Genomic DNA, 21,531 nt, shown 5'->3' with positions numbered 1-21,531 from the left:
CACAGGCAAGGCTAACTGGTGTTGAGCCAAAGAAGTCATGCTGGGAGGTGTGACTTAGGGTTCACGGTTCACGGTAAGCGGTTTAAGCCGAGCCGTAGACCATACACCGTGGGCCGTGAACCGTAGGCCCTGCGGACCCGTCACTTCCGGCTTGACAGACCATTAGTTACTCATCCAAACCGGCGTGATGTCCTGGAACCAGCTCTTGGCTTGGACGAAGCCCTGAACCTCGCTACGCATGGCCCGTGGCCCCACATCATGGGCAACGAATAAGAACGGGGCATCTTCCACCAAGGTTTCATGCAGCCGTTGATAGACCGCCAGGTTTTCCTCGGGGTCAAAGGCCAGCTGCAACTCTTCGATCAAGGCATCCACCTCAGGGTTGCTGTAATAGCCCCAGTTGAGAGAATTGGGCGGAGCGCTTTCGGAATAGATGAAGCGCACCATGGCTGCAAAGGGATCATGGGTGGCAAAGGTGATATTGGTGCCATGGGCACCGCGAGAGTCGGGACTGTCTGCCCCTTGGCGCCAGTTGTCAAACAGGGTTTCCCAGACTAAGACTTCATAGTTAACGTCGATGCCTACAGCGGCCAACTGCTGCTGAATCAGCTCGTTCATCGGTAGGGGCTGCATCTGCCCTGACCCCGATGCGGAAATTAGCATGGTCACTTCGACGGGGTTATCGGGGCCATAGCCAGCTTCTTCAAGCAGCTCCAGGGCTGCATCGGGGTCGTAGCGGACCTCAAACTCGGGGTCGCCAAAGGCGGGATCGTCCGGTAATAAAATCCCCTTTGCCTGCACCATATTGCCCCCTAGCAGGGCTTCGATTTCGTCGCGGTTGACCGCCAGGTTAGCCGCCTGGCGGATGCGCTTATCCGTCCAGGGGGAATCATCCAGGAAACTAAACTGCCACGGCCAGAGATGGGGATAGCCATTACTAGTGATGGTAAAGCCTCGACCCTCAAGCATAGCCAGGGTGTCAGCAGGAGGCGCCTCGATCCAGTCCACCTCTCCAGCCAGCAAAGCATTGGAGCGGGTGGTTCCTTCCGGGATGGGGATCAATTCGATGCGATCGGCCTGGGCCATGCGATTCTCATCCCAATAGTTGGGGTTGGGCACCAGCACGGCCCGCTCCCGGGGAACCAACTCGTCTAGCATGAAGGGCCCGGTGCCGGAAGGATCTTCCTCAAACGCACTCCAGTCTTCCCCCAGGGCCTCGTAATGGGCGGGGCTAGAGAAGAACATGAACGGCAACTGGTTAATCAGTAGGGACGTCGGTTCCTGAGTGGTGATTTCGACCGTATAGTCATCAACTTTGCGAATGCTTTCATAGGCTGGCAGGCGAGCCACCACCTGGGCGGATTGGCGAGCATCGTAATGGGGAGCGTCTTCGTCGAAGATTTTCTCGAAGTTGAAGATTACCGCATCGGCGTTAAAGTCTGAGCCATCGTGGAAGGTCACCCCCTGCCGCAGGTTAAAAGTCCACACGCGAGGGTCGTCTTCGTCCACAGACCAATCGGTGGCCAGCTGGGGCACCAACGGTGCCGGTTCATCTTCCACCGACAAATCCCAGGTGACCAGGGCATCGTAGATCGTCATACCGGTAAAGCGCACCCCCTCAAAGCCGGAATTGGGAGCCCCGCCCGTGAGGGGAATATCAGAGGCGGTCATGCCAATGCGGACGGTGCCACCCCCCGCGTCTTCCGCTGGCACATCCCCAGGGGTGTCAGCCACATCGGTACCCGGTTGGCAGGCTGACAGGGTGGTGACAGACAGGGCAACGCCCACCCCAATGCCTGAGGCAAACTTAATGAAACGACGACGGCCGATCGCCGCCCAGGTGCGTGAAACAGGAAGCATAGATCGAAAACTCCTCAACCTCTGAGGCCATGGCTCTCTGACGAAAACCCCTCAGGTTTACTGTGCTAGGACTGCCTGGCAGCAATATGACCACCGTTGCTGAGGGTGTCAGGTTCTAGGGGGCAGGTATCGGAAATGGTTGGCCGACTTATGTCACAGAACTTATGTCACAGAGCATTAGGACATTGACTGTGCTGAACCGTTGATGCGCTCATTTTTTTGAACACACCTTAATCGGTCGACAAAAGTAAGCCGACAACATTCCCGTTGACCTTTGCTTAAGCCAGCAAGCAAAAACTACAAGCAAAAACTATGCCAAGCAAGCCTGGAATACAGCGTACAGTATTCAAACCCACTCTTTGTATAGGAGATTACATTACAGGAAACCTCTAGATTTGTGGAAGATCCGCAAAAAATGTAAAAAATCAAAACTTAAAACCTGGACAGAGGCTTTGGCGGATCAAACAAGTGGTCGGCCAAACCAAGGACGACATGAGGAGGGGAATTGCGGTGGGCACTGTGCAGCTTGCAGTGTCAGGTTTACCCTAGACCCCATGCTTTGAGCCGTACACCTCAGACTCCGATCGCCAGACATCAATCGCCCAAGTTGACTGCGACCTACAAAACATAGTTCACTTGTACTATTCTTGTACTAGTATTGATATCTAAGGGAACTCTGGGTTGAAGCAATGGTGAATCGAGCATTCGCAGGCCGAGGGCTGGGCTGGATTGTCGTGTTGAGCATAGGAGTGGGGGTTGTGGCAGAGCTAGTGAAGTCTGCGCCCCAGGTGTTTGCAGATGACCAGGCGGCTCAGTCACAAGCTGAACCGCCCCACCCCTGGCAGGGGGCGTCTTTCCCGGTGGAACAATTTAGCCGTTATACCTCCCCCTTTGGCTATCGGCAGCACCCGTTTGGTGGGCATCGCTTCCACTATGGATTAGACTTTGCAGCTCCGATGGGCAGCTATATCCGCAACTGGTGGGAAGGTAAGGTCACCCATGTCTCAGACCATACGACTTGTGGCACCATGGCGATGGTGCAGTCTGGGAAGTGGACCCACATCTACTGCCACCTGCAAGGGCACATTGTGGTGGAAAAGGAAGGGGGCCGGGTATTGGTGGACCGGGCTGGAGGGATTGAGATTCGCCAGGGCCAAACGGTGCAGTCGGGCCAGCGCATCGGTCGGGTCGGGATGACTGGGGCCACCACTGGCCCTCACCTGCACTGGGGACTGAAGTACGATGGGGCCTGGATTGACCCAGCCCTGGTGATCAAGGCGATGGTTGACCTTCAATAGGGGTTGAGTTTTGAGTTTTGAGGGTTATAGCGGATTTCACTCGGGTGAAGTACATCGTGGAGATCCCCCCTGCCCCCTTAATAAGTGGGATGCAAGCGCCTACCTTAGACAGCTCTCTTCCCTCACAGCCCCTGATCTGGTCCATCCAACACTTGGTCTGTGGTCAGCACTGTAAAGGACTCGACCAGGTTCACAGCTTCGGCTGGGTCAACGTCTTGGCAGTCTTGCAGGGCAGGAAACAAGTCACGAATGTAGCTGGCTCCCACCAATCGGTAGGCCCCAGAAGGTCCCAGCAACCAGTCGGTGTAGAGGTTGTCGTCGGGGAACTGCGATCGCAGTTCCCCATCTTCAAACGCCCCATAGTTCAGCCCGTAGTTTTGATCGGCAAACAGCGGTGGTTGAATGGGCCGCCGGTTGATGGTGGCTGGCGGGCTGCCAATGCCATCGGCGGCAAACTCCACGGCAAAGCACTGGTTATCCTGACTCTGGTACACAATGAAGTACCCCAACCCCCCATCGGCCTGATCCAGGCGCACATCCACCACAGAAAAGATGGGAGGCACTTCCCCAGGAATCACCACATCAACGCCTAAACTCTGGAGCTGAGCCGTTTGCTCAGGGAGGAGTTGGCCCAAAAATGCCCCGTCTGGCGGTGGAGGGGGCACATCTGGGGCGGGTGGTGCGGCGTTGGTGTCTAACGGTGCGGTGGTGGATTCGGGGCGATCGCAGCCTACGCTGATCCCCACCAGTAACACAACGCCAATCGCTGTTGCCCAACCCTTTGCCATGGCCTGTTTCCCCACCCGGTCACCCACACTCTTTATATCTTAGGGCGGTATGGTCGGGCTGTTTGGACTGGGGTCTGGTCTAAATCAACTGTTGGGCGAGTTGCTGGGCCCGGCGGCGGGTGCGATCGCCGATTGTCTGATCCTGGCTATTCACCAGCCCGGCCCAGAGGGTGCCCACCGGCTTCGCCCCCAGGCGTCGGGCCAGAGCTTTCAGCGATTTTAGGGAACTAAAGGCCCAGCGGCCGATCAAGCCAGGGGCTCCACTGGCGGAAATCAACACGGCTTTGCGGCTGAGTTGAGTTTGACGGAACTGGGGTGCCGGTGTGCCCCAGGGCCAGTAGCCGTAAACCACTGTCCGTTCAATAAAGCGCTGGGTCAAGGCATTGACCTGGCCACAGTTGACCGGGGCTCCGAGCACCAGGGCATCGGCGGCCTCCAGGCGATCCAACAGGGCGTCCATGTCATCTTGCCAGATACACTGACCCCGCTCAGGACCGGGCTGCTGCAGGCAATGGCGGCAGTTGGTGCAAAACTCAATGTGCTGATCGAGCAGATAGATTTTCTCGGTGTCGGCCCCCCGAGCGGCGGCAGCCTCTAGCACCGCACTCACCATTTGATCGATGGTGCCCTGTTTGCGATAGCTGCCGACAATACCGACAACTTTGGGATGGGTGTTCATGGCAAGCTCCCTCTGAAGCGCTGGGAATGGGAAAGGATAGGGGTGGGTCAATCAATCCCTAAGAGACCCACCCCGCCCTCCGGGCACCCCTCCGTGGGAGGGGACGGTAAGACCGAGTAGGGTGGGCATTGCCCACCAGCCTTCTGAGAGGCCCCTGCCCCTATCTTTCAAGTATGGCTAGAAACCTTTCCCCTGCACCAGCGAATAAGTATTTATTCACATCAAGATCCCTGGGGTCTTGACCCCATCAAGGCCGAAGGTTGCAACAGCCAGCCAGAACCCAGGGATCTGCTCTAGTGTTCTAGCCTTCGGCGACTTCTAAGCAAGAAGATCCCTACTTGAAGTCAGCGATCGCAGCTTTCGTAGGGTGAACATTACCAGCCCTTCAAGGTGACCTAGCAGCAACAAGCATTTGAAGCTTTTCCTAAGATTTAGGGCTCAAGAGATGACGTTTGGGGTACCTACCCAACAGGCCAACCACTTTTTCCTGTGCAATGCACCACTTACGATACCGGGCCTCTCGGTTGACGCAAACGGTGCGTTCCGGCCAGGACAGAAGGTTTTGCACGATCACCAGGTGGACCAGAGGCCGGGAACACACCCTACGCATAACTGGATCCCCATTCTGGGAAAACTGCCCCCCTTCCTCAAGGGGGGCTCCATTGACAAACCCTCTTAGGTTGCGTTTGGGGGGATCATAGCGGGCATTGGGCTCAAGACGAGATATGTGTACACGCTAGCCCCGGCGGAGAAAGGCTTAACCCGCACTGAAGTTGCGATCGGCTCTGGACCCTAGACTGGATGAAGTGTGGTTAGCTTGTAATCAGGTGTCATGCCGCATTCCTAGCCTTTAACATCCACATCTCCTACCCCTTGACCTCACGATGGGTGAACAACCTGTGTCTAAACTGCCCCCCCTGTCCTTTGCCGTCAAGCTAGCCTACGGGGTGGGGGAATTGGCAGCGGCGGTACCGGCCAGCCTGTCCGCCTTCTTTGTCCTCTACTTTTTCACCAGCGTGGCCGGGCTCAGTCCGGCCCTGGCGGCCACGGTGCTACTGGTGGGGCGGCTGTGGGATGCGATTAACGATCCCCTGGTGGGCTGGCTCAGCGATCGCACCGTATCGCCCCTGGGCCGTCGCTTTCCCTGGATGCTGGGGGGGGCAGTGCCCATGGCCCTGTGTGCGGTGCTGCTGTGGACGGTGCCGCCGACAGACAACCAATGGGCCATTTTTGCCTATTACGTGGTGCTGTCGATGTTTGCCTTTGCCGCCTTCACCGCTGTGCAGTTGCCTTACACCGCCCTGGCCGCCGAACTGTCCGACGACTACGACGAACGCACCGACCTGATTGGCATGAAGTCGGCCTTTAGCATTGGCGGTAGCATCGCCGCCCTGGTGATGGCCCAGATCGTGTTTGCCCGGGTCGAGGATCCCCAGCGGCAGTACCTGACCATGGGGGCACTATCGGCGGTGCTGGTGGTGTTTATCATTGCTCTGTGTGTGGCGGGTACCTATCGTCGCTACTGGCAGGTACGACGGCGTCATCCCCGGCTATCGCCCCAAACCACTGCCCTATCGCTGCTGGGGCAAATTCGCAGTGTGTTCAAAAACGCCGCCTTTCGCCAGGTGCTGGGGCTGTACCTATGCGGCTGGATGGGCATTCAGGTGACAGCGGCGATGCTGCCCTACTTTATCAGTGCCTGGATGGGCCTGCCCGAAACCCACTTTGCCCAGATGGCCCTGGCGGTACAGGGAACCGCGATCGCGATGCTATTTTTCTGGGATCGGGTGGCGAAGTATAGCGACAAGCGCATGGTGTTTTTGTTGGGGGCTCCCCTGGCGATGCTGGCCCTAGCGGGACTGGCGACAGTGCAACCGGGCCAGTTGACCTGGATGTATACCCTGGGGGTAGTGGCAGGGGTCGGGATTGCTACTCTATATATGGTGCCCTTTGCCATGCTGCCCGACGTGATTGATCTCGATGAGTTGCAAACCGGGCTGCGGCGAGATGGGTTGTACTTTAGCGCCCTGGTGTTTTTACAAAAGCTGGGCCTGGCCATGGCCCTGTTTATTTCGGGGCAGTTGCTGGGCTGGACCGGCTATGACGCCAGTGCAGCGGTACAGCCGACCCAGGCTCTGTGGGCAATTCGCCTGTTGATTGGGCCATTTCCCGCCCTGTTGCTGGTGGTGGGATTGGGGTTTGCCTATCGGTACCCGATCAGCCGCGATCGCCACCGACAGATTTTAGCCGCGCTCCAAGCCAAGCGGGATCAACGTTTGCCCCGTGAAGTCTAGAAGGGCTTCGGGAACTTGCATCTCTATCAACAGGAAGAGGTTGGCTCAAGAACTTGATTGTTAAGGTGCGTTAAGAGTTTTTTAAGGCAAATTGCCTGAGCTCAGCGCCTTGGCGCGACGTAGCAACATCAAGGACTTTGACTATGGCAAGCAATCGAACAATGTCTTCAAAGCGGTGGCTAGTTGGCTTTGCCAGCGCCGGGGCAGCGGCCCTACTGGCAGCCTGCGGGACAGCCACAGACACGGCCGTCGAGACAACTGAACCTGGCCAAGATCAAGTCGCCGTGGAAGAAGACTACGGCACTGAAGATCCGATGGCAGGTATGGGTGACGGCAACACGGTGATTGATGTTGCCGCCAGCGAAGAAGACTTTAGCATTCTAGTAGAAGCGATCGAAGCCGCTGGCTTAACCGAAACCCTGGTGGCGAGTGGGCCGTTGACTGTGTTTGCACCGACAAATGCCGCCTTCGAAGCTCTACCTGAAGGTACTCTAGACGAGCTACTGCTGCCCGAAAACCAGGATGTGCTGCAGCAAGTGTTGGTCTACCACGTCCTACAGGAAGAAGTTACCTCTGATCAGATAGCGACTGGTGAAGTGCAGACAGCCGTTGGCACTCCCCTCAATGTGATCGTCGACGAGACCACAGGTGAGGTGATGGTTAACAATGCCCAGGTGATTGAAGCTGATATCCAGGCTAGCAATGGCGTGATCCATGCGGTGGATCAGGTGATTTTACCCCCTGGTGTGGCGCTTTAATAGGTAGCAACTATTGCCCTTAGACCTTAGCTAACTCATGTATGCCCCCAGATTTAACCATCTGGGGGCTTTTTATCTGGCCCATCAGTATAGCCCGATCGCAACCACCAAAAAACTCCGACCCCATGGGGTCGGAGCAGACGTATCCGGAGAAAAAAGGACGGCTGAGGTTTCCCCCAGCCGCGATGAACCCTACTTAGACGCCGCCTCTTGGCGTTCCTTGGCTTCTTTGATTACCTCTTCGGCCACGTTGCTGGGGCAAGGGGCGTAGTGGGAGAACTCCATGGAAAACTGGCCCCGTCCCGAGGTCATAGTACGCAGGTCGCCAATGTAGCCGAACATTTCGCTCAGGGGCACATCAGCCTTGATCCGTACCCCAGTGGCACCGGGTTCTTGGGACTTGATGATGCCCCGGCGGCGGTTCAGGTCGCCGATCACATCGCCCATGTAGTCGTCAGGGGTGAAAACGTCCACCTTCATAATCGGCTCTAGCAGTTGGGGACCAGCCTTCGGTAGCGACTGGCGATAGGCGGCCCTGGCGGCAATCTCAAAGGCGATCGCCGAGGAGTCCACCGGGTGATAGGCCCCATCGGTCAGGGTCACCTTCAGGTCTACCACTGGATAGCCCGCCAAGGGACCCTTGTCGATGCTGGTTTCAAAGCCCTTTTGGACAGCGGGCCAAAATTCCCGAGGCACGTTACCACCGGTTACGGCCGATTCAAACTGGAAGCCAGTGCCGGTTTCTGCTGGCTCGATCACGTAGTCGATCTTGCCGTATTGACCAGAACCACCAGACTGCTTCTTGTGGGTGTAGCTGTCTACCAGACGGCGGGTGACAGACTCGCGGTAGGCTACCTGGGGCTTACCCACCTCCACTTCGACGCCGTGGGTGCGCTTCAGAATATCCACCTTAATGTCCAGGTGCAACTCGCCCATGCCCTTGAGGATGACCTCACCGCTTTCCTCGTCGGTTTCCACCTGGAAGGAAGGATCTTCTTGCACCATCTTGCTGATCGCCATCCCCATTTTTTCGTTGTCGCCCTTCTTCTTGGGCGATACGGCAATGGAAATTACTGGATCAGGAAAGACCATCGGTTCCAGGGTGGCTGGATCCTTGGGATCGCAGAGGGTGTGGCCAGTCTGCACGTTCTTCATGCCAATCAGAGCGACGATGTCCCCTGCCTGGGCCGCATCAACCTCTTCGCGATCGTTGGCGTGCATTTCCACAATCCGGCTAACCCGTTCGGTCTTACCGGTGGCGGTGTCAAGGATAGTGTCCCCTTTCTTAACCTCACCAGAGTAGATGCGGGTAAAGGTTAAGGCCCCAAAGCGATCGTCCATAATCTTGAACGCCAGGGCACGTAGAGGCTTTTCAGGATCCACATAGGCCAACTTGCCAGTGGGATGTCCTTCCAAATCAATTTCTGGCTGCGGTGGAACTTCGGTGGGGCTGGGCAGGTAGTCCACCACCGCATCCAGTACTAGCTGTACCCCTTTGTTCTTAAAGGAAGAACCACAATAGGTGGGGAAGAAGGCGAGTTCGCGAGTACCCTTCCGGATACAGCCCTTGATTTCGTCAATGGTGACCTCTTCCCCTTCCAGGTACTTTTCCAGGATGGCCTCGTCTTGCTCGACCGCCAACTCGACCATAGCTTCCCGGTATTCTTCGACCTGTTCCTTCATGTCTTCAGGAACATCCTGGATTTCGTAGTTTTCGGGCTTGCCGGAATCGTCCCAAACCCAGGCTTTACGGGTGAGCAGATCCACCACACCGACAAAATCACTTTCGGTGCCGATGGGCAGCACCATCACCAGCGGGGTGGCCGCCAGCACATCTTCCACCTGCTTGACCACGCGGTAAAAGTCAGCCCCGGTCCGGTCCAGCTTGTTGACGTAAACAATCCGGGCCACTTTGGAGTCGTTGGCATAGCGCCAGTTGGTTTCGGACTGGGGTTCTACCCCGCCAGAGCCACAGAAGACGCCGACACCGCCATCCAGCACTTTCAGGGAGCGATACACCTCAATGGTGAAATCAACGTGTCCAGGGGTGTCAATAATGTTGAGCTGGTGCTCTTTCCAGAAGCAGGAGGTGGCTGCCGACTGAATCGTAATCCCCCGTTCTTGCTCTTGCTCCATGAAGTCAGTGGTAGCCGCACCATCGTGCACCTCACCCATTTTGTGGATTCTGCCGGTCAGGTTGAGGATACGCTCGGTGGTGGTGGTCTTGCCCGCATCGACGTGGGCGAAGATACCAATATTGCGATAACGGGTGATGTCTTTAGCCATAACTGCTTCTCCGGATTCAGTGCGCTGAACCGCTGATGACCAACATCATGGGTCACTCAGACGGGGTTCTGGGTTGTTTTGTAGCCAATACAACAGGAAACTCTATCATGGGCCATGATCGGGAGTTTTGGCAGTGGCCGCTATAACAACACCTAGTATAATATGAACTATTGTAAAACCCTAGGCACCCATCCGTGAATGGGGAAGGGGCGAGTTATTGATTTGCCCTGACAGATTTATGATTTTAGATATCTCGGAGATGGGGTTATGGGCAGTGTGGCGGGAGTGGATAGCTACAGCACCAGCGGTTATGTGGGGGCGGCGATCGTGGGTAGCACCATTACCCTGTCGTTTAAAGGTTTTGCCACCAGTGCCGAAGTCGACGCCCTGGACGCTTTTTTGACTATCAACGGCAATATGGCTAAGCGCCACATTGATCTGGGTCAGTTGCCCAGTACCCAAGGGGCCTTTGACCTCGCTGTCCCTGATGGCACCGACATTAGTCTGTTTAATACGGTGGTGATTCGCATCGCTGGATCCGACACTACCGTCGGCACGGCATCGGTCCCTTAGTGAAAGTTAAATCTCAAACTGAGGATGGCTAAATTGATAACCAGCGGCCTTCAGCTTTTGGTTGGACACGCGCACATTGTAGGGGCGCGTACTGGGTTTTGACGGATCCCACTGCACTGGGTCCAGCCCATGGGCCTGGCAGACCCGATCGATCAACGCTTTCACCGGCAGAATTTCATCCTGCACCAGGTTGTAGACCCCTCTCAGGGACCGCTGCCGGGCAAAATCAATCGCCCCCACAATGTCATGGAGGTGAATCCAGTTGCTGGCCTGCTGCCCATCCCCGGGGCGGGTGGTGCCAGCGGCGCGGCGATAGATCTTAGCCAGATCTCGACCAGGGCCGTAAATGCCGCCGAGCCGGAAAATGCAAATGGCGCGATCGCGTTCTCCGGCCGCCAATAGCGTTTCCTCCGTGGCCGCCGTGATCTGATGTCTGTCAGTGGCAGGTTTGACCGAATCCGCCTCAGTCACCCAGGCCCCGCCATGGTCGCCGTAGACCGAATAGGTACTGGTGAAGATCACTTGCTTAACCTCCGGAGCCTGCTCCAGCCCCTGGACCAGGGCTTTGGCGGTGTTCAGGTAGGTTTCCCGGTAGTCTGCCTGGCGACCGGCCCCCACACACATCAGTACCACGTCCTGTTCCCGTACCAGCTCCGCCATGGCCGTGGCATTAGAGCCCTGCATCACCATCACCCGGTCCGCCACCGATTCTAGCTCTGGCACCCGCTCTGGACGAGTGGTGGTGGCGGTAATGCTCATCCCCTGCGATCGCCACCGTTGCGCCACCGTTGCGCCCACATAGCCACATCCTAAAATTGCTGCCTTCATTGCTTCAGCCTCCTGAGGGCATCGATCGCCGCCTGCTTGCGGGCTTCTTTCTTACTGCGGCCGCTGCCGGTACCGTAGGGGGTGCCCGCCACCCATACCTCTACGGTAAATACTTTGGCATGGTCGGGGCCAGTTTCCCCGCGATCGTGGTAGGTGGGTGGCGTCGTACTCAGGTGGGCCTGCACATATTCCTGGAACTCACTGACGGGGTCAATGGCGGGTAGATCCATAGCCTGCTCTACCAGGGGGCCAAAGATGGCGGCCACATAGTCGTAGACGGCGCTAAACCCGGCATCGAGCCGATAGGCCCCAATCACGGCTTCTAATGCATCGGCCTGGACACTGGGGTTATGGCGTTCGTGCTGCGCCCCCGAGCCCAGCCGTAAGTTAGGAGGGAGATCGAGCTGCACCGCCAGGGACGCCAGGCAGGTTTCGTCTACCAGGCGATCGCCCCGTTTGGACATTTCCCCTTCGGCCATGGTGGGGAAGCGGGTAAACAGCAAGTCGCGCACCACAAATTCCAGAACGCTATCCCCCAAAAATTCCAGGCGTTCATTGTCGGGGCCTGCGTCGGGGTGCTCGTTGACGTAGCTGCTATGGGTAAGGGCTTGTTGTAAGAGCAGGGGATTATTGAAGTGAGGCAAATGAAACATTATGTTTTTACGACGTTCTTGTTGCTTTGCGGTTAGCTCAGCAGCCAGTTTTCTAACTGGAGATTGGAAATATTTTCAAAGTGTCGGGTATTGTCAGTCACGACAACATCCCTACGAGAGCGGGCTACAGCTGCAATCAGGGCATCGATTTCGCCAGTAGGTTTGCCCATGCGCCTCAACTCTCCCTGAATTTTGCCAAAATCTTCAGCTGCTGCGTTGTCGAAGGGCACAACTGCTAGCACACTCAACAAAGCCTCCAGCTTAGCTAGATTTTGGGCTATTCGCTTGGAGCAGTAAACTCCCTTGTATAGCTCTGCCAGTACCAGGGTTGGGATATAGCATTCAGCGCCCTGGTGTTCAAACTGAGCCAACACGGCAGGATGCTCTTGATTGAGAGCAATGCAGATGTTGGTATCTAGAAGATACATAGTAATTATTCTTCTTGATCAAATGTGGAGATCGCTCTGCCCTGGTAGGTATGGCGTTCTTGATCGATCACAGTAAAAATGTCAGCAATCTCGGAATCATCTCTCCAGCCACCGACAGCTGCTCGAATTTTGGCAATACGCTCTTCTCTGCTGAGGCCACTCAGAGGATGAATGATCTGGCTTGAAGTGGCATCACTACGGACCAACACAATCACATCAACGGTGCTACCCACGGGTAAATCTGTCGACTGCACCTCAATCACACCACCGGGTTTCACCACTGCCGTTTGTCTTAGTCCATTCAACATCTGCAGTTCCTCGTTATCTCCACCATGGCCAGAGGGTGACGCTTCTAGCCCATCATAACTTTCCTAAGCCTTGGGGGAACCCAGTGGCCCCAAGAGCAAAAACGGCCAAGGCATGTCTACATCGGGTACCCAGTCTGCATAGGGGCGTAGCCCTGGCACCGTGTAAGGCAGTACAAACCGGAGCGATCTCAAGGAAGCTGGCCGCTGGCCATCGGCATCGACCAAGCCATACTCCCTGGCGAGTTCTGCCACAATCTGGACCTGGCCAGTGCGCCGTAACACCTTTGAATCGGCAGCTAGGGCCGCGATCGCCCGTCCGGTCAGTAATGGGGTTTCCCAGTTATATTGGCCCTCACCGTTTCCCGTCCCCCCCAAACCCATCTCAGCGGCAAACTGGGTCATCAGTTCCGTGCCAACGATACCGGGCCAGATGGAGAGAGAGGTGACCTGGTGGGGTTTGAGTTCGACGGCCATGTCTGCGGCTAGGCGGTCACTAGCGGCCTTCCCAACCCCGTAGGGTACGCCAAAAATGTAGGACAACCCACCCCAGGACGATAGGGTACAGATGAGTCCGCGCTGGCGGGGCACCATCAGCCGAGCGGCATAGACGCTAGCCACATAGTGACTCCGCAAACCCACATCATTACAAGCATCCCAGAACCCAGGCTCTGACTCCCAGAAGGGTTTGCCGTAGGCGGCTCGAAGCGCGGCCACCCCGGCATAGGCGTTATTCACCAACAGGTCGAGGCGGCCATCCTGCTCAGCCTGGATGCGTTCGAACAGCGCCTTCACCTGATTATCGTCGCTATGGTCTACCTGGACTGGGATCGCTACTCCGCCCACCTTTGCCACAGCCGCCGCCGTTTCCTCCAGGGAGCCGGTGGCCTTTGGTGAGGCCGATAGGGTCCGCCCGGTGATGTAGACCGTGGCTCCCGCTTCGCCCAGGCCGATAGCGATGCCTTTGCCTAAGCCTCTAGTTGCCCCCGTAACCAGGGCGATATGGCCGTCAAGTGGTTTCATAGGCTGTTTATTGACTACTGGTGCAACCGGCCCTAAAGCTTCAACAGAACGGATCAAGGGGTTAATCTAGCCTAGCTAAGTTCTCTCGACAGCGCACTGTCCAGGGATGCTCGGCCCCCAGCTTGGGTTCGAGGATGGCGAGGGCTTGTGGGTAGCACAGGAGGTTAACTCACAGCGTATTCGGTAAACTGGCGTTTGAAGGGGGAGTGAAATCCCACTACGATATCCGCTTTAGGTACGCCCATCTTGACTAATTGGGCCGGAATGTCATCTTCTGTGCCGTTGTGCTGAAGCCAGATTTTACCGTCTTTGATATCTAGATGTAGAATGCAACCATAGATACGCCAGTCGTTTTGCCAGCCAACTTGCACGAGTTGATAATGATCTCTGACGGTATCCGCAATAATTTGGGTTTCTACGGTGTCGTCAATGTCGCCAAGTTTAGCGAAGTCTTCCAAAAGTTTGTGCAAGATTTCCCGATAGTGTTCTAACTTATCCATTGTGAAATCACCTCATGTTCAGGTCGGTAGACAATCAATTTAAGGCGGTTTTCTACAACGATACTTTGAATCAGTTTGAGAGAAAAGAAGGAGCTATAAGTGTCACGGGGAACGGCTAGATAGAGAACACGATCTGGGTCTTGCTCGGCCAGGATCGTGCGATAGTTGATGAACTGACCTAGCGCCGTATGAAATTCTGAGATTGGCGAGTTTTGAATAAAGCTCTTAATTTCGACCGCAATTTTCTGGCTGCCCCGCTCTGCAGCGAGAATTTTTTCTGCACCTAAATCAATGTACATTTGCCCAAACTCTGCCCGGATGGTTAAGGGATCGTGGGTAATAATCCAGCCGTCTTTTTCAAGTCCATGGCGTGACGAACGGCTTTTGCCAGTGGGTTATTGAGCCGCAGGGCGACAATCGTAGCCCGCCCACAATCGCTTTTACCCAACACCTCAACGCCATTCTCGCTCCAACACATGGTCAACCTGTAACCTCCCCATTATCAGGGCTTGAGGGCTCAGGCAATATTCGCAGCGATTGACTGCTCTCTGCCGAACTTGGTCTCGAACTGCTTCAGGAATGGTGCTCATCCAGCCAGCGGTTCAAGCAAGCCGCGCTCTACAGCCTCGGCCAAAGCCTCCGACTTTCGCAATTGACCCAGCTGGTAAATCTGCAACAGGGCCAAAAGCTCATATCGTTCAGACTCGGTTAGACCAGTGGCTTTACCCGTCGCCTGTAGCTCACCCAGACGGGCATTCTGAGTGGCTTGCAGTTTGCCAGTGGCAAGTTGTAAAACCTCACTGTCCTCAAGCTGAGAGATTTCAGGGAAAAAGGCCTCTTCAGAGAAGTTTTCTAGGGCGGGCCAGAGTTGTTCGAGGGCTTCGGTCAGCACGGTGGTTGCGTCTTTGCTGGTCGCAATGCCCAGGCGTTGGGCTTCTTCGACCAGGCCTTCTGATAGCTGGAGCGTGACTTTGACCGTCATAGAACAAGCACGTGAGGAGATTATGCTTTAAGGATAGCCCATGGCTATCTCCAGAAACTGGGTACTTCTGCGTCTCCTAAAACCTTGGCGCTTATGGCTATGGGCTTAGACTCCATAGCATGTTGAGAATGCTTTTGACCCTGGCCCAGTCTGGAGCCGAAAGATGCCCCAAGCATCGACTAACCGTACTTTTCTCCAGGGTTGCAAGCTTATGCAGCCGCACCACCGAAGGCAGCAGCAAGCCCGCTTCAGCCTGGTCGGAAAGGGCAACATCAAAAGCCGTTGTATAAGGTTGACTGGTAATCCTAGCCACTACAATATCTGGGTCGCCTGTATCTAGCAAAACCAGGGCTGGGCGCTGCTTTTGACGAACGCCGTCGGTGAAGGGAAACGCCAGCAAAACCACATCACCTGGCTCATAGGTGGTCATAGCTACAGCGTGTCGTAGATGACATCGGCTTCGCTATAGCCCGCCAAGAACTGCTCAGCCGCCATTGCACGCCACGCGGCTTCTTCCTCTCCTTCGGGTGTGTCTTGCACTAACACAATGACTCTGACGGCGTGATGCCCTGCCAACTGCACCAGGGCCGACTCTGGCAATTTGAGCTGCCCATCGGCCATCACTTCCCCCGCAAATTCATAGGCTTTCATTGGCGTTTACCTCTCTCGCTAATTAAAACGACTCACCACCCCATTACCCCACCACCCCACCACCCCACCACCCCACCACCCCATCACTCCATCACCCCCCTACTCACCATTCTCTACTTTGGCCAAATTTTCGCGACAGCCCACCGTCCAGGGATGGTCGGCCCCCAGTTTGGCTTCAAGGATGGCCAGGGCTTGCTGGAAGAGGGATTTGGCCTCGCCATGGCGCCCTTGCTTGTCGTAGAGACTGGCCAGATTATTGAGGCTAGTGGCGACATCGGGATGCTCGTCGCCCAAGAGCCGTTGTCTCATCGCCAGGGCGTCTTGGAAGAGGGGTTCGGCGTCGGTGTAGCGGCCTTGCTTGTCGTAGAGCCCAGCCAGATTATTGAGGCTAGTGGCGACATCGGGATGCTCGTCGCCCAAGAGCCGTTTATACATCGCCAGGGCGTCTTGGAAGAGGGGTTCGGCGTCGGTGTAGCGGCCTTGCTTGTCGTAGAGCCCAGCCAGATTATTGAGGCTAGTGGCGACATCGGGATGCTCGTCGCCCAAGAGCCGTTGTCTCATCGCCAGGGCTTGTTGTAAGAGGGGTTCGGCGTCGGTGTAGTGGCCTTGTTTGTAGTAGAGCTCCGCCAAATCAATTAGATAACTGGCCAGTTTGGCGGGTCGAATTTGCCGGATTTCGGCAATGTCCACGGCTTCTTCCGCCAGGGAAATACCCCGGCTGTATTGACCCAAGTCTCGAAATATTCGAGCGAGCCGGTTGAGGTAGCCAGCCAGGGGCACGCTGTGGGGCGGCAAGGCTAGACGGGCATCGTCCACTACCTTTTGGTAATACTCAATAGCCTCCGCAAACTTGTGTGAGGCCAAGCTCTGCTGGCCAGCGGCAGCAGCAGCTTTAGCTTCGTCGTAAATCTTTTGGGCCTGCTCAAAGCGCAGGGCAAACATCACCCGATGGGATAACCGAAAATCGGCTGCACTGATCTTGTTGTTGGCGACTTTGTAGCGCTCTGCAACCGAGGGCATGGTTACGGCAGTGGCCTGTTGCTGTCTTTTCAGAATCGACTCAGCCCGAGCAAAGTGGGCTTTGAGGGGGGCAAATTGGCTCGCCGTTTCCGCCTCCACCTGCTTGGGGACTTGCTCTGCCTCAGCGGCAATGCCCAGGGCAAAGGCCAGAGCCCAATGGTCACGATCAAATCCAGGCCATTGTTCGGCAAACAGGTCCCGCAACAGGGGGTGCAGCCGATACCCCGCCGACACCCCCCAGCCCTGGCTGTTCACGGGGCTAGCGACAGCCGGGAGAATCCCATCTGTAGCGGTCTGCGGTGGTTCTGGTTCAGCGCTCTCCTGGCGGACGCACTCCAGCAGGTTTAACCGCAGTAAATGACCCCTGGCTTCCAGGGGTGCATTAACTGGGTAGACTGGCGGTGGTGCCGAACGGGCGGGCGGGGTACGCTTTCCCCATAGCTGCCGTAGCCAACGCCACAGGGTCTGCCACAGTTTTTTCCAGCGGCTGGGTTCAGGTTGCACCGACGGGGTTGACGGGGCAGACAGGCCATATTCCTGGGTATAGGTTTCAATGACGGTCTCAATTAAGGTCCAGGGTAAATCTACCGGGGCAAATAGAGTCAACACCCGTGCCAACTGGGCCGCATCGGCACTGCGCTGGTTCAGTTGCGCCCAACTGACGGCAAAGGCTGCTTTTACCCCCCGTTTGGCCGTCAGGACGGTATCGGGATCGCAGTCGAGGGCTGGGGCATCTAGCCCTTGCTGATCGAGGGCACGGCTCAAATCGGCTACGGTGCGATCTGGATCGATATTCAGCCAACTGCCCATCAGGGTTAGCGCCAGGGGCAAGGCCCCCAGCTGCTTGCAGACCGCCTCAGCTGTGGCGGCATCCGCCTGAATTCGAGCTGTTCCAGCCAAGCGTTCTAGCAGGTGTAGTGCATCAGGGAGGGATAGCTGGGGTAAGTCGAAGGTCTGAATGGTTGAAATGTGACTGCGGCTGGTGAACACAAACCGAAAGGGGGCCGCAGTATCTTCGTTCGGGGGAAGATAAGGGGCTACCTGCTGGCCATAGTCAGTAACATCGTCCACGATCACCAGGGCCGGTCGCTGGGCACAGAAGTTGTGCCATTCTTCCCAGGCGACTGTGACCTGTTGAGCCAGATCTAGATGGCGCAAATCACGATCTGGAAATAGTTCAACCTGAATCCAATGGCTGAGGTCGGTGGCAAAGTGGTCTGCTGCGAACCAGGCAACCCCACCAGGGTAGTCGGCGGTGTAGGTTCTGGCATATTGAATCGCCAGTTCGGTTTTGCCCAGGCCAAACATGCCAACAATAACTACTTTACGGTGGTTGTCGAGACAGGCGTGCAGGTGGTTGAGGTCGGCCTGGCGTCCGACAAATCGCTGGGGGTCAATGCCGCGATCTTGAAGGTTATTGAGTGGAAGGGTTTGGGGGGTGCCTGGAAAGGTGACGGTAGCTACTGTAACTCGCTCTGACTGGGGTACAGCCTGGGGAAAGCTGGGGCGAGTTTCGGGTTTTACCCGGTCCTTGAGGGCTTCTATCAGCAGGGTTTCGGCTTCGGCTTCAGACTGGCCCACCAGATCCACATACACCAGGGGGGCTAACATCCCCGTCGGTTGGCAGGGGGCGACCCGGATGGGCAACAGCTTGCGATCGCGGGAGGTAGGGTCTTGCTTAAAGGCAGCGGCCCATTCGGACTGGGTGTAGATGGCGGTGAGGTAGTCGTCGGATAGAACGGCAATGGTGCGCTGGCTCTCTGCCGCTGCCCGCTGCATGTCCAAAATAAAGTTGCCCCCAGGGCGAAAGTCCCATGCCTGGATGGTGACCGTATAGCCGTGCTCCTCCAGCACCCAGGCCATCCATTCGGCCCAGGTGGCATCGGCACTGTTGTAGCTGATGAAGAAGTCTTTGGTCATGGTTGGGTTACCATCGCCAGTTGGATGCCCTCAGCCCACCAGGTTAGACCAGACTGGGCACACTGCACCTACTCTAGCCCGAGGGCATGATTTAGAGCCACTTAGGTCTGAGCAAGATTCATCTCCCCCCGAACCATGCTCTTGTGGCAGTGGCATGGGTCGCCTGCTCAGGTCACCCTTAATCAATTCGGTGGGGCACAAACTGACTGCTGTTGCGGGTAATCAGCTGGTGATCTTCACGGATGCTGAGCCCTGCCGCTTCATCGCCAATCATCCAAGCCCCCACCACCGGATAATGGCCTGACATATTAGGCAAAGGCGCAAAAGCTTGGTAAGTAGAAATAGTAGTTGGCCAGTAGGCAGGATGAACGAGCGACCATGAACCCACAGATCGTGATCAGAAACGAGACGGATGCCGACACGGATGCCATAGCCAACGTAACGATCTCAGCCTTCAGGACGTTGGTGGTCAGCGACCAGACAGAGCAGTCCATCATTGAGACCCGACGCCATGCCCAGGCCCTCGCCGTATCGCTGGCTGCTGAGGTTGATGGTCATGGCGTGGAGCACATTGCGTCTTCTCCAAACCCTCATAGGACAGTGACTCAAAGAGTCAGGGAATCCGCACTGACCACGCCTCTTTACTGTAGCCGTTCTATTTAAATATTCTGTTATTCTGTATATTTATTGAATAAAAGCAGATCTTCCCGCTAATGACAAAAATAAACCGCAAACGGCAATTGCTGGAGCAGCTAGCAACTCTGGCCAAAGCCCTGGGGCATGAGTACCGCCTGGAACTGTTGGAGTTAATTGCCCAGGGCGATCGCAGCGTCGAGAGCCTGACCCAATTGATAGACTTGCCCATCGCCACAGTGTCTCAACACCTGCAGCACCTGCGCCGCAGTGGCTTAGTCACGGCCCGCAAAGAGGGGCGCCATGTGTATTACCACCTGGCCGATGACGAGGTGGTTCAATTGACCCGCTCGCTGCGGCGGTTAGCTGAGCGGAATCTGGCCGAGGTGCAGCAGCTGATGACGCAGTACTTTCAGGGCGGCAATGGTTTAGAGGCAATCACCATTCCTGATTTGGTAGACCGCCTCCAGACAGGCGGCGTCACCCTGCTGGATGTGCGGCCTGCGGAGGAGTACGCCGCTGGTCACCTGCCGGGGGCGATCAACATTCCCCTGGCGGAACTGACCCAGCGATTGCAGGAATTACCCGCCGATTATGAGGTGGTGGCCTACTGTCGTGGTCCCTACTGCGCCCTGTCCCATGACGCGGCGGCGTTGCTACAGCAGCAGGGATTTACCGCCTTGCGCTTACAGGAAGGCTACCCCGAATGGAAAGCCGAGGGTTTACCCGTCCATGTCTAAAGGCCTGAGAAGTCGTACTGATCGCCGCTCCAGTCAGGCGGCCAAATAGTTGATGCGTGTCGGCTTTACCCAGGTGAGGGGGGTCAAAGGCGGCATGACCGACTGGCAGCAAAACCAATTTCCTATCCAAACATCTGTACCGAATCGAGGAAAGACCTACCATGCTTGAAGACACCCTACTGGCTCAAGAACCGCTGATTCGCGCTGTTTTCTTCTTCGGCATCTTAGGAATCATGGCTCTCTGGGAACGGCTGGCCCCCAGCCGTCGCCTGTCCGTGTCCAGGCCGTTGCGGTGGGGCAGTAATCTGGGGTTGGTGGTGCTGAATACGGTGCTGCTGCGGGCGGTCTTTCCCCTGGCGGCGGTGGGGTTTGCGGCGATCGCGGCTGAACAGGGATGGGGCTTATTCAACCTGCTGGATTTACCGGGGTGGCTGGTGGTCCTGCTCTCGGTGCTGGCGCTGGACCTGATGATTTACTGGCAGCATGTGATGTTCCATGCCTTGCCCACCCTCTGGCGGCTGCACAAGGTTCACTATGCCGATCGCGACTTTGATGTCACTACTGGATTGCGATTTCATCCCATCGAGATTTTTCTGTCCATGGGGATAAAAGTTGCGGCGATCGCCCTGTTAGGTGCGCCCCCAATGGCGGTGCTCATCTTTGAGGTGCTGCTGAATGCCACCGCCATGTTCAACCATGGCAACGTCAGCTTATCCCATCCCCTGGATCGCCTATTGCGCTGGGTTGTCGTCACCCCCGACATGCATCGGGTCCACCACTCGGTCATTCCTCAAGAAACCAACAGCAACTACGGGTTTAACCTGCCCTGGTGGGACTACTTATTCGGTACCTATCGAGCCCGCTCGGTCAAAGGCAACCAGGGGATGACCATTGGCCTCTCGGAGTATCAGAACACCCTGCGGGTGGCCCAACTGCCCTGGATGCTGCTAGTTCCGTTAAGGCGATAGACCGATTCTGCGTCTCTACAGCATGTCTTTAGCCTGAGTAATCAGGCGATAACAGAAAATCTGTCCCAGAAATCAACTAAAGGTAACGACGATTACAAAAATGATTTGGAATAACCATTCTAATAGGAGTCAAGTTGATGGAGACTTTGGTAATTAATGCAATTAACTGACCACAAACAGGTGTCATTAGATGTCTCTTAGTTGATTTTGCCTGAATGAAAGGCTGATCCCTTCCTTGGCTAGGTTTGGTCTATCCTATTGACTCTGAGATAGTCCGATAGGGATTTTTTATCGTTCAAAAAATGCTGACTTCAGAATTGCTATGGGCGACAAAGTTTAACTCC

The 21,531-nt window shown here is 56.2% G+C and carries 23 protein-coding genes and 1 pseudogene; 6 read left to right on the top strand and 18 right to left on the bottom strand.

The annotated features are described in order from the left end of the window. Window positions 1-162: 162 nt before the first annotated feature. Window positions 163-1,860: an ABC transporter substrate-binding protein gene (locus tag E1H13_RS01140; RefSeq protein WP_206069853.1), complete on the bottom strand. Its 1,698-nt coding sequence runs from the start codon at window positions 1,858-1,860 to the stop codon at window positions 163-165. A 689-nt stretch (window positions 1,861-2,549) separates the two neighbouring features. On the opposite strand from E1H13_RS01140, the gene E1H13_RS01135 reads away from it, so the two are divergent. Then, a complete protein-coding gene (locus E1H13_RS01135; protein WP_169611561.1) occupies window positions 2,550-3,158 on the top strand; it encodes a M23 family metallopeptidase in 609 nt (202 codons plus the stop codon). A gap of 122 nt (window positions 3,159-3,280) precedes the next feature. Here E1H13_RS01135 and E1H13_RS01130 read toward each other — a convergent pair whose 3' ends face one another. Both E1H13_RS01130 and E1H13_RS01125 read right to left on the bottom strand, forming a co-directional pair. Continuing rightward, entirely contained in the window at window positions 3,281-3,946 is a 666-nt protein-coding gene (locus tag E1H13_RS01130; protein WP_169611560.1) for a hypothetical protein, read from the bottom strand. Between the two features lie 79 nt (window positions 3,947-4,025). After that, complete coding sequence (locus tag E1H13_RS01125) at window positions 4,026-4,625, bottom strand: flavodoxin family protein (protein ID WP_169611559.1); 600 nt, start codon at window positions 4,623-4,625, stop codon at window positions 4,026-4,028. A gap of 884 nt (window positions 4,626-5,509) precedes the next feature. Here E1H13_RS01125 and E1H13_RS01120 point away from each other — a divergent pair. Together E1H13_RS01120 and E1H13_RS01115 are read left to right on the top strand one after the other, a co-directional pair. Further along, the gene (locus E1H13_RS01120; RefSeq protein ID WP_169611558.1) at window positions 5,510-6,919 is read left to right on the top strand and encodes an MFS transporter; all 1,410 of its coding nucleotides are present in this window, start codon (window positions 5,510-5,512) and stop codon (window positions 6,917-6,919) included. A 143-nt stretch (window positions 6,920-7,062) separates the two neighbouring features. Continuing rightward, entirely contained in the window at window positions 7,063-7,677 is a 615-nt protein-coding gene (locus E1H13_RS01115; RefSeq protein WP_240966348.1) for a fasciclin domain-containing protein, read from the top strand. Between the two features lie 192 nt (window positions 7,678-7,869). Here the strand turns inward: E1H13_RS01115 and fusA are convergent, their stop codons facing one another. Next, window positions 7,870-9,963 carry an elongation factor G gene (gene fusA / locus E1H13_RS01110; RefSeq protein WP_169611557.1) on the bottom strand — a complete coding sequence of 698 codons (2,094 nt, stop codon included), beginning with the start codon at window positions 9,961-9,963 and terminating at the stop codon, window positions 7,870-7,872. A gap of 267 nt (window positions 9,964-10,230) precedes the next feature. On the opposite strand from fusA, the gene E1H13_RS01105 reads away from it, so the two are divergent. Further along, window positions 10,231-10,536 (top strand): hypothetical protein, encoded by a 306-nt coding sequence (locus E1H13_RS01105; protein ID WP_169611556.1) that lies wholly within the window; start codon window positions 10,231-10,233, stop codon window positions 10,534-10,536. Between the two features lie 6 nt (window positions 10,537-10,542). Here the strand turns inward: E1H13_RS01105 and E1H13_RS01100 are convergent, their stop codons facing one another. The 14 genes and pseudogenes from E1H13_RS01100 to E1H13_RS26750 all read right to left on the bottom strand — a co-directional run bounded on the left by E1H13_RS01100 (window position 10,543) and on the right by E1H13_RS26750 (window position 19,440). Further along, on the bottom strand, window positions 10,543-11,364 hold the full coding sequence (locus E1H13_RS01100; RefSeq protein ID WP_169611555.1) for an SDR family oxidoreductase: 822 nt from the start codon (window positions 11,362-11,364) through the stop codon (window positions 10,543-10,545). Next, on the bottom strand, window positions 11,361-12,017 hold the full coding sequence (rnc, locus tag E1H13_RS01095; RefSeq protein WP_169611554.1) for a ribonuclease III: 657 nt from the start codon (window positions 12,015-12,017) through the stop codon (window positions 11,361-11,363). Before rnc ends, E1H13_RS01100 begins: the two co-directional genes overlap by 4 nt. Before the next feature lie 32 nt (window positions 12,018-12,049). Then, entirely contained in the window at window positions 12,050-12,445 is a 396-nt protein-coding gene (locus E1H13_RS01090) for a type II toxin-antitoxin system VapC family toxin (RefSeq protein ID WP_169611553.1), read from the bottom strand. Window positions 12,446-12,450: 5 nt separating this feature from the next. After that, entirely contained in the window at window positions 12,451-12,753 is a 303-nt protein-coding gene (locus E1H13_RS01085) for a hypothetical protein (RefSeq protein ID WP_169611552.1), read from the bottom strand. Between the two features lie 63 nt (window positions 12,754-12,816). Beyond that, window positions 12,817-13,773: an SDR family NAD(P)-dependent oxidoreductase gene (locus E1H13_RS01080; protein ID WP_169611551.1), complete on the bottom strand. Its 957-nt coding sequence runs from the start codon at window positions 13,771-13,773 to the stop codon at window positions 12,817-12,819. 164 nt (window positions 13,774-13,937) lie between these two features. Further along, complete coding sequence (locus E1H13_RS01075) at window positions 13,938-14,273, bottom strand: XisI protein (RefSeq protein ID WP_169611550.1); 336 nt, start codon at window positions 14,271-14,273, stop codon at window positions 13,938-13,940. After that, entirely contained in the window at window positions 14,261-14,593 is a 333-nt protein-coding gene (locus E1H13_RS01070) for an element excision factor XisH family protein (RefSeq protein WP_347404104.1), read from the bottom strand. Before E1H13_RS01070 ends, E1H13_RS01075 begins: the two co-directional genes overlap by 13 nt. Window positions 14,594-14,595: 2 nt before the next feature. Then, window positions 14,596-14,751, bottom strand: a complete 156-nt coding sequence (locus E1H13_RS26755; protein WP_206069851.1) for a hypothetical protein — start codon at window positions 14,749-14,751, stop codon at window positions 14,596-14,598. A 108-nt stretch (window positions 14,752-14,859) separates the two neighbouring features. Next, entirely contained in the window at window positions 14,860-15,255 is a 396-nt protein-coding gene (locus E1H13_RS01065; protein ID WP_169611549.1) for a hypothetical protein, read from the bottom strand. Between the two features lie 97 nt (window positions 15,256-15,352). Beyond that, the gene (locus E1H13_RS01060; protein WP_169611548.1) at window positions 15,353-15,685 is read right to left on the bottom strand and encodes a type II toxin-antitoxin system PemK/MazF family toxin; all 333 of its coding nucleotides are present in this window, start codon (window positions 15,683-15,685) and stop codon (window positions 15,353-15,355) included. 2 nt (window positions 15,686-15,687) lie between these two features. Then, the gene (locus E1H13_RS01055) at window positions 15,688-15,906 is read right to left on the bottom strand and encodes a hypothetical protein (protein ID WP_169611547.1); all 219 of its coding nucleotides are present in this window, start codon (window positions 15,904-15,906) and stop codon (window positions 15,688-15,690) included. Between the two features lie 99 nt (window positions 15,907-16,005). Further along, window positions 16,006-18,846, bottom strand: a complete 2,841-nt coding sequence (locus tag E1H13_RS01050) for a tetratricopeptide repeat protein (protein WP_169611546.1) — start codon at window positions 18,844-18,846, stop codon at window positions 16,006-16,008. A gap of 178 nt (window positions 18,847-19,024) precedes the next feature. Next, window positions 19,025-19,180 (bottom strand): annotated as a pseudogene (locus tag E1H13_RS01045) (glutathionylspermidine synthase family protein); the annotation flags it as partial. Between the two features lie 113 nt (window positions 19,181-19,293). Beyond that, entirely contained in the window at window positions 19,294-19,440 is a 147-nt protein-coding gene (locus tag E1H13_RS26750) for a hypothetical protein (protein ID WP_206069847.1), read from the bottom strand. Window positions 19,441-19,559: 119 nt separating this feature from the next. On the opposite strand from E1H13_RS26750, the gene E1H13_RS01040 reads away from it, so the two are divergent. Together E1H13_RS01040 and E1H13_RS01035 are read left to right on the top strand one after the other, a co-directional pair. After that, window positions 19,560-20,219 (top strand): metalloregulator ArsR/SmtB family transcription factor, encoded by a 660-nt coding sequence (locus tag E1H13_RS01040; protein ID WP_169611545.1) that lies wholly within the window; start codon window positions 19,560-19,562, stop codon window positions 20,217-20,219. A 161-nt stretch (window positions 20,220-20,380) separates the two neighbouring features. Further along, window positions 20,381-21,187 carry a sterol desaturase family protein gene (locus tag E1H13_RS01035; RefSeq protein WP_169611544.1) on the top strand — a complete coding sequence of 269 codons (807 nt, stop codon included), beginning with the start codon at window positions 20,381-20,383 and terminating at the stop codon, window positions 21,185-21,187. Window positions 21,188-21,531 lie beyond the last annotated feature (344 nt).

The sequence above is a fragment of the Nodosilinea sp. P-1105 genome, assembly GCF_012911975.1.
In the GTDB taxonomy this organism is placed as follows: Bacteria; Cyanobacteriota; Cyanobacteriia; order Phormidesmidales; family Phormidesmidaceae; genus Nodosilinea.
The sequence above is the reverse complement of the archived record's forward strand: the minus strand, read 5'-3'. Positions and strand labels throughout refer to the sequence as shown.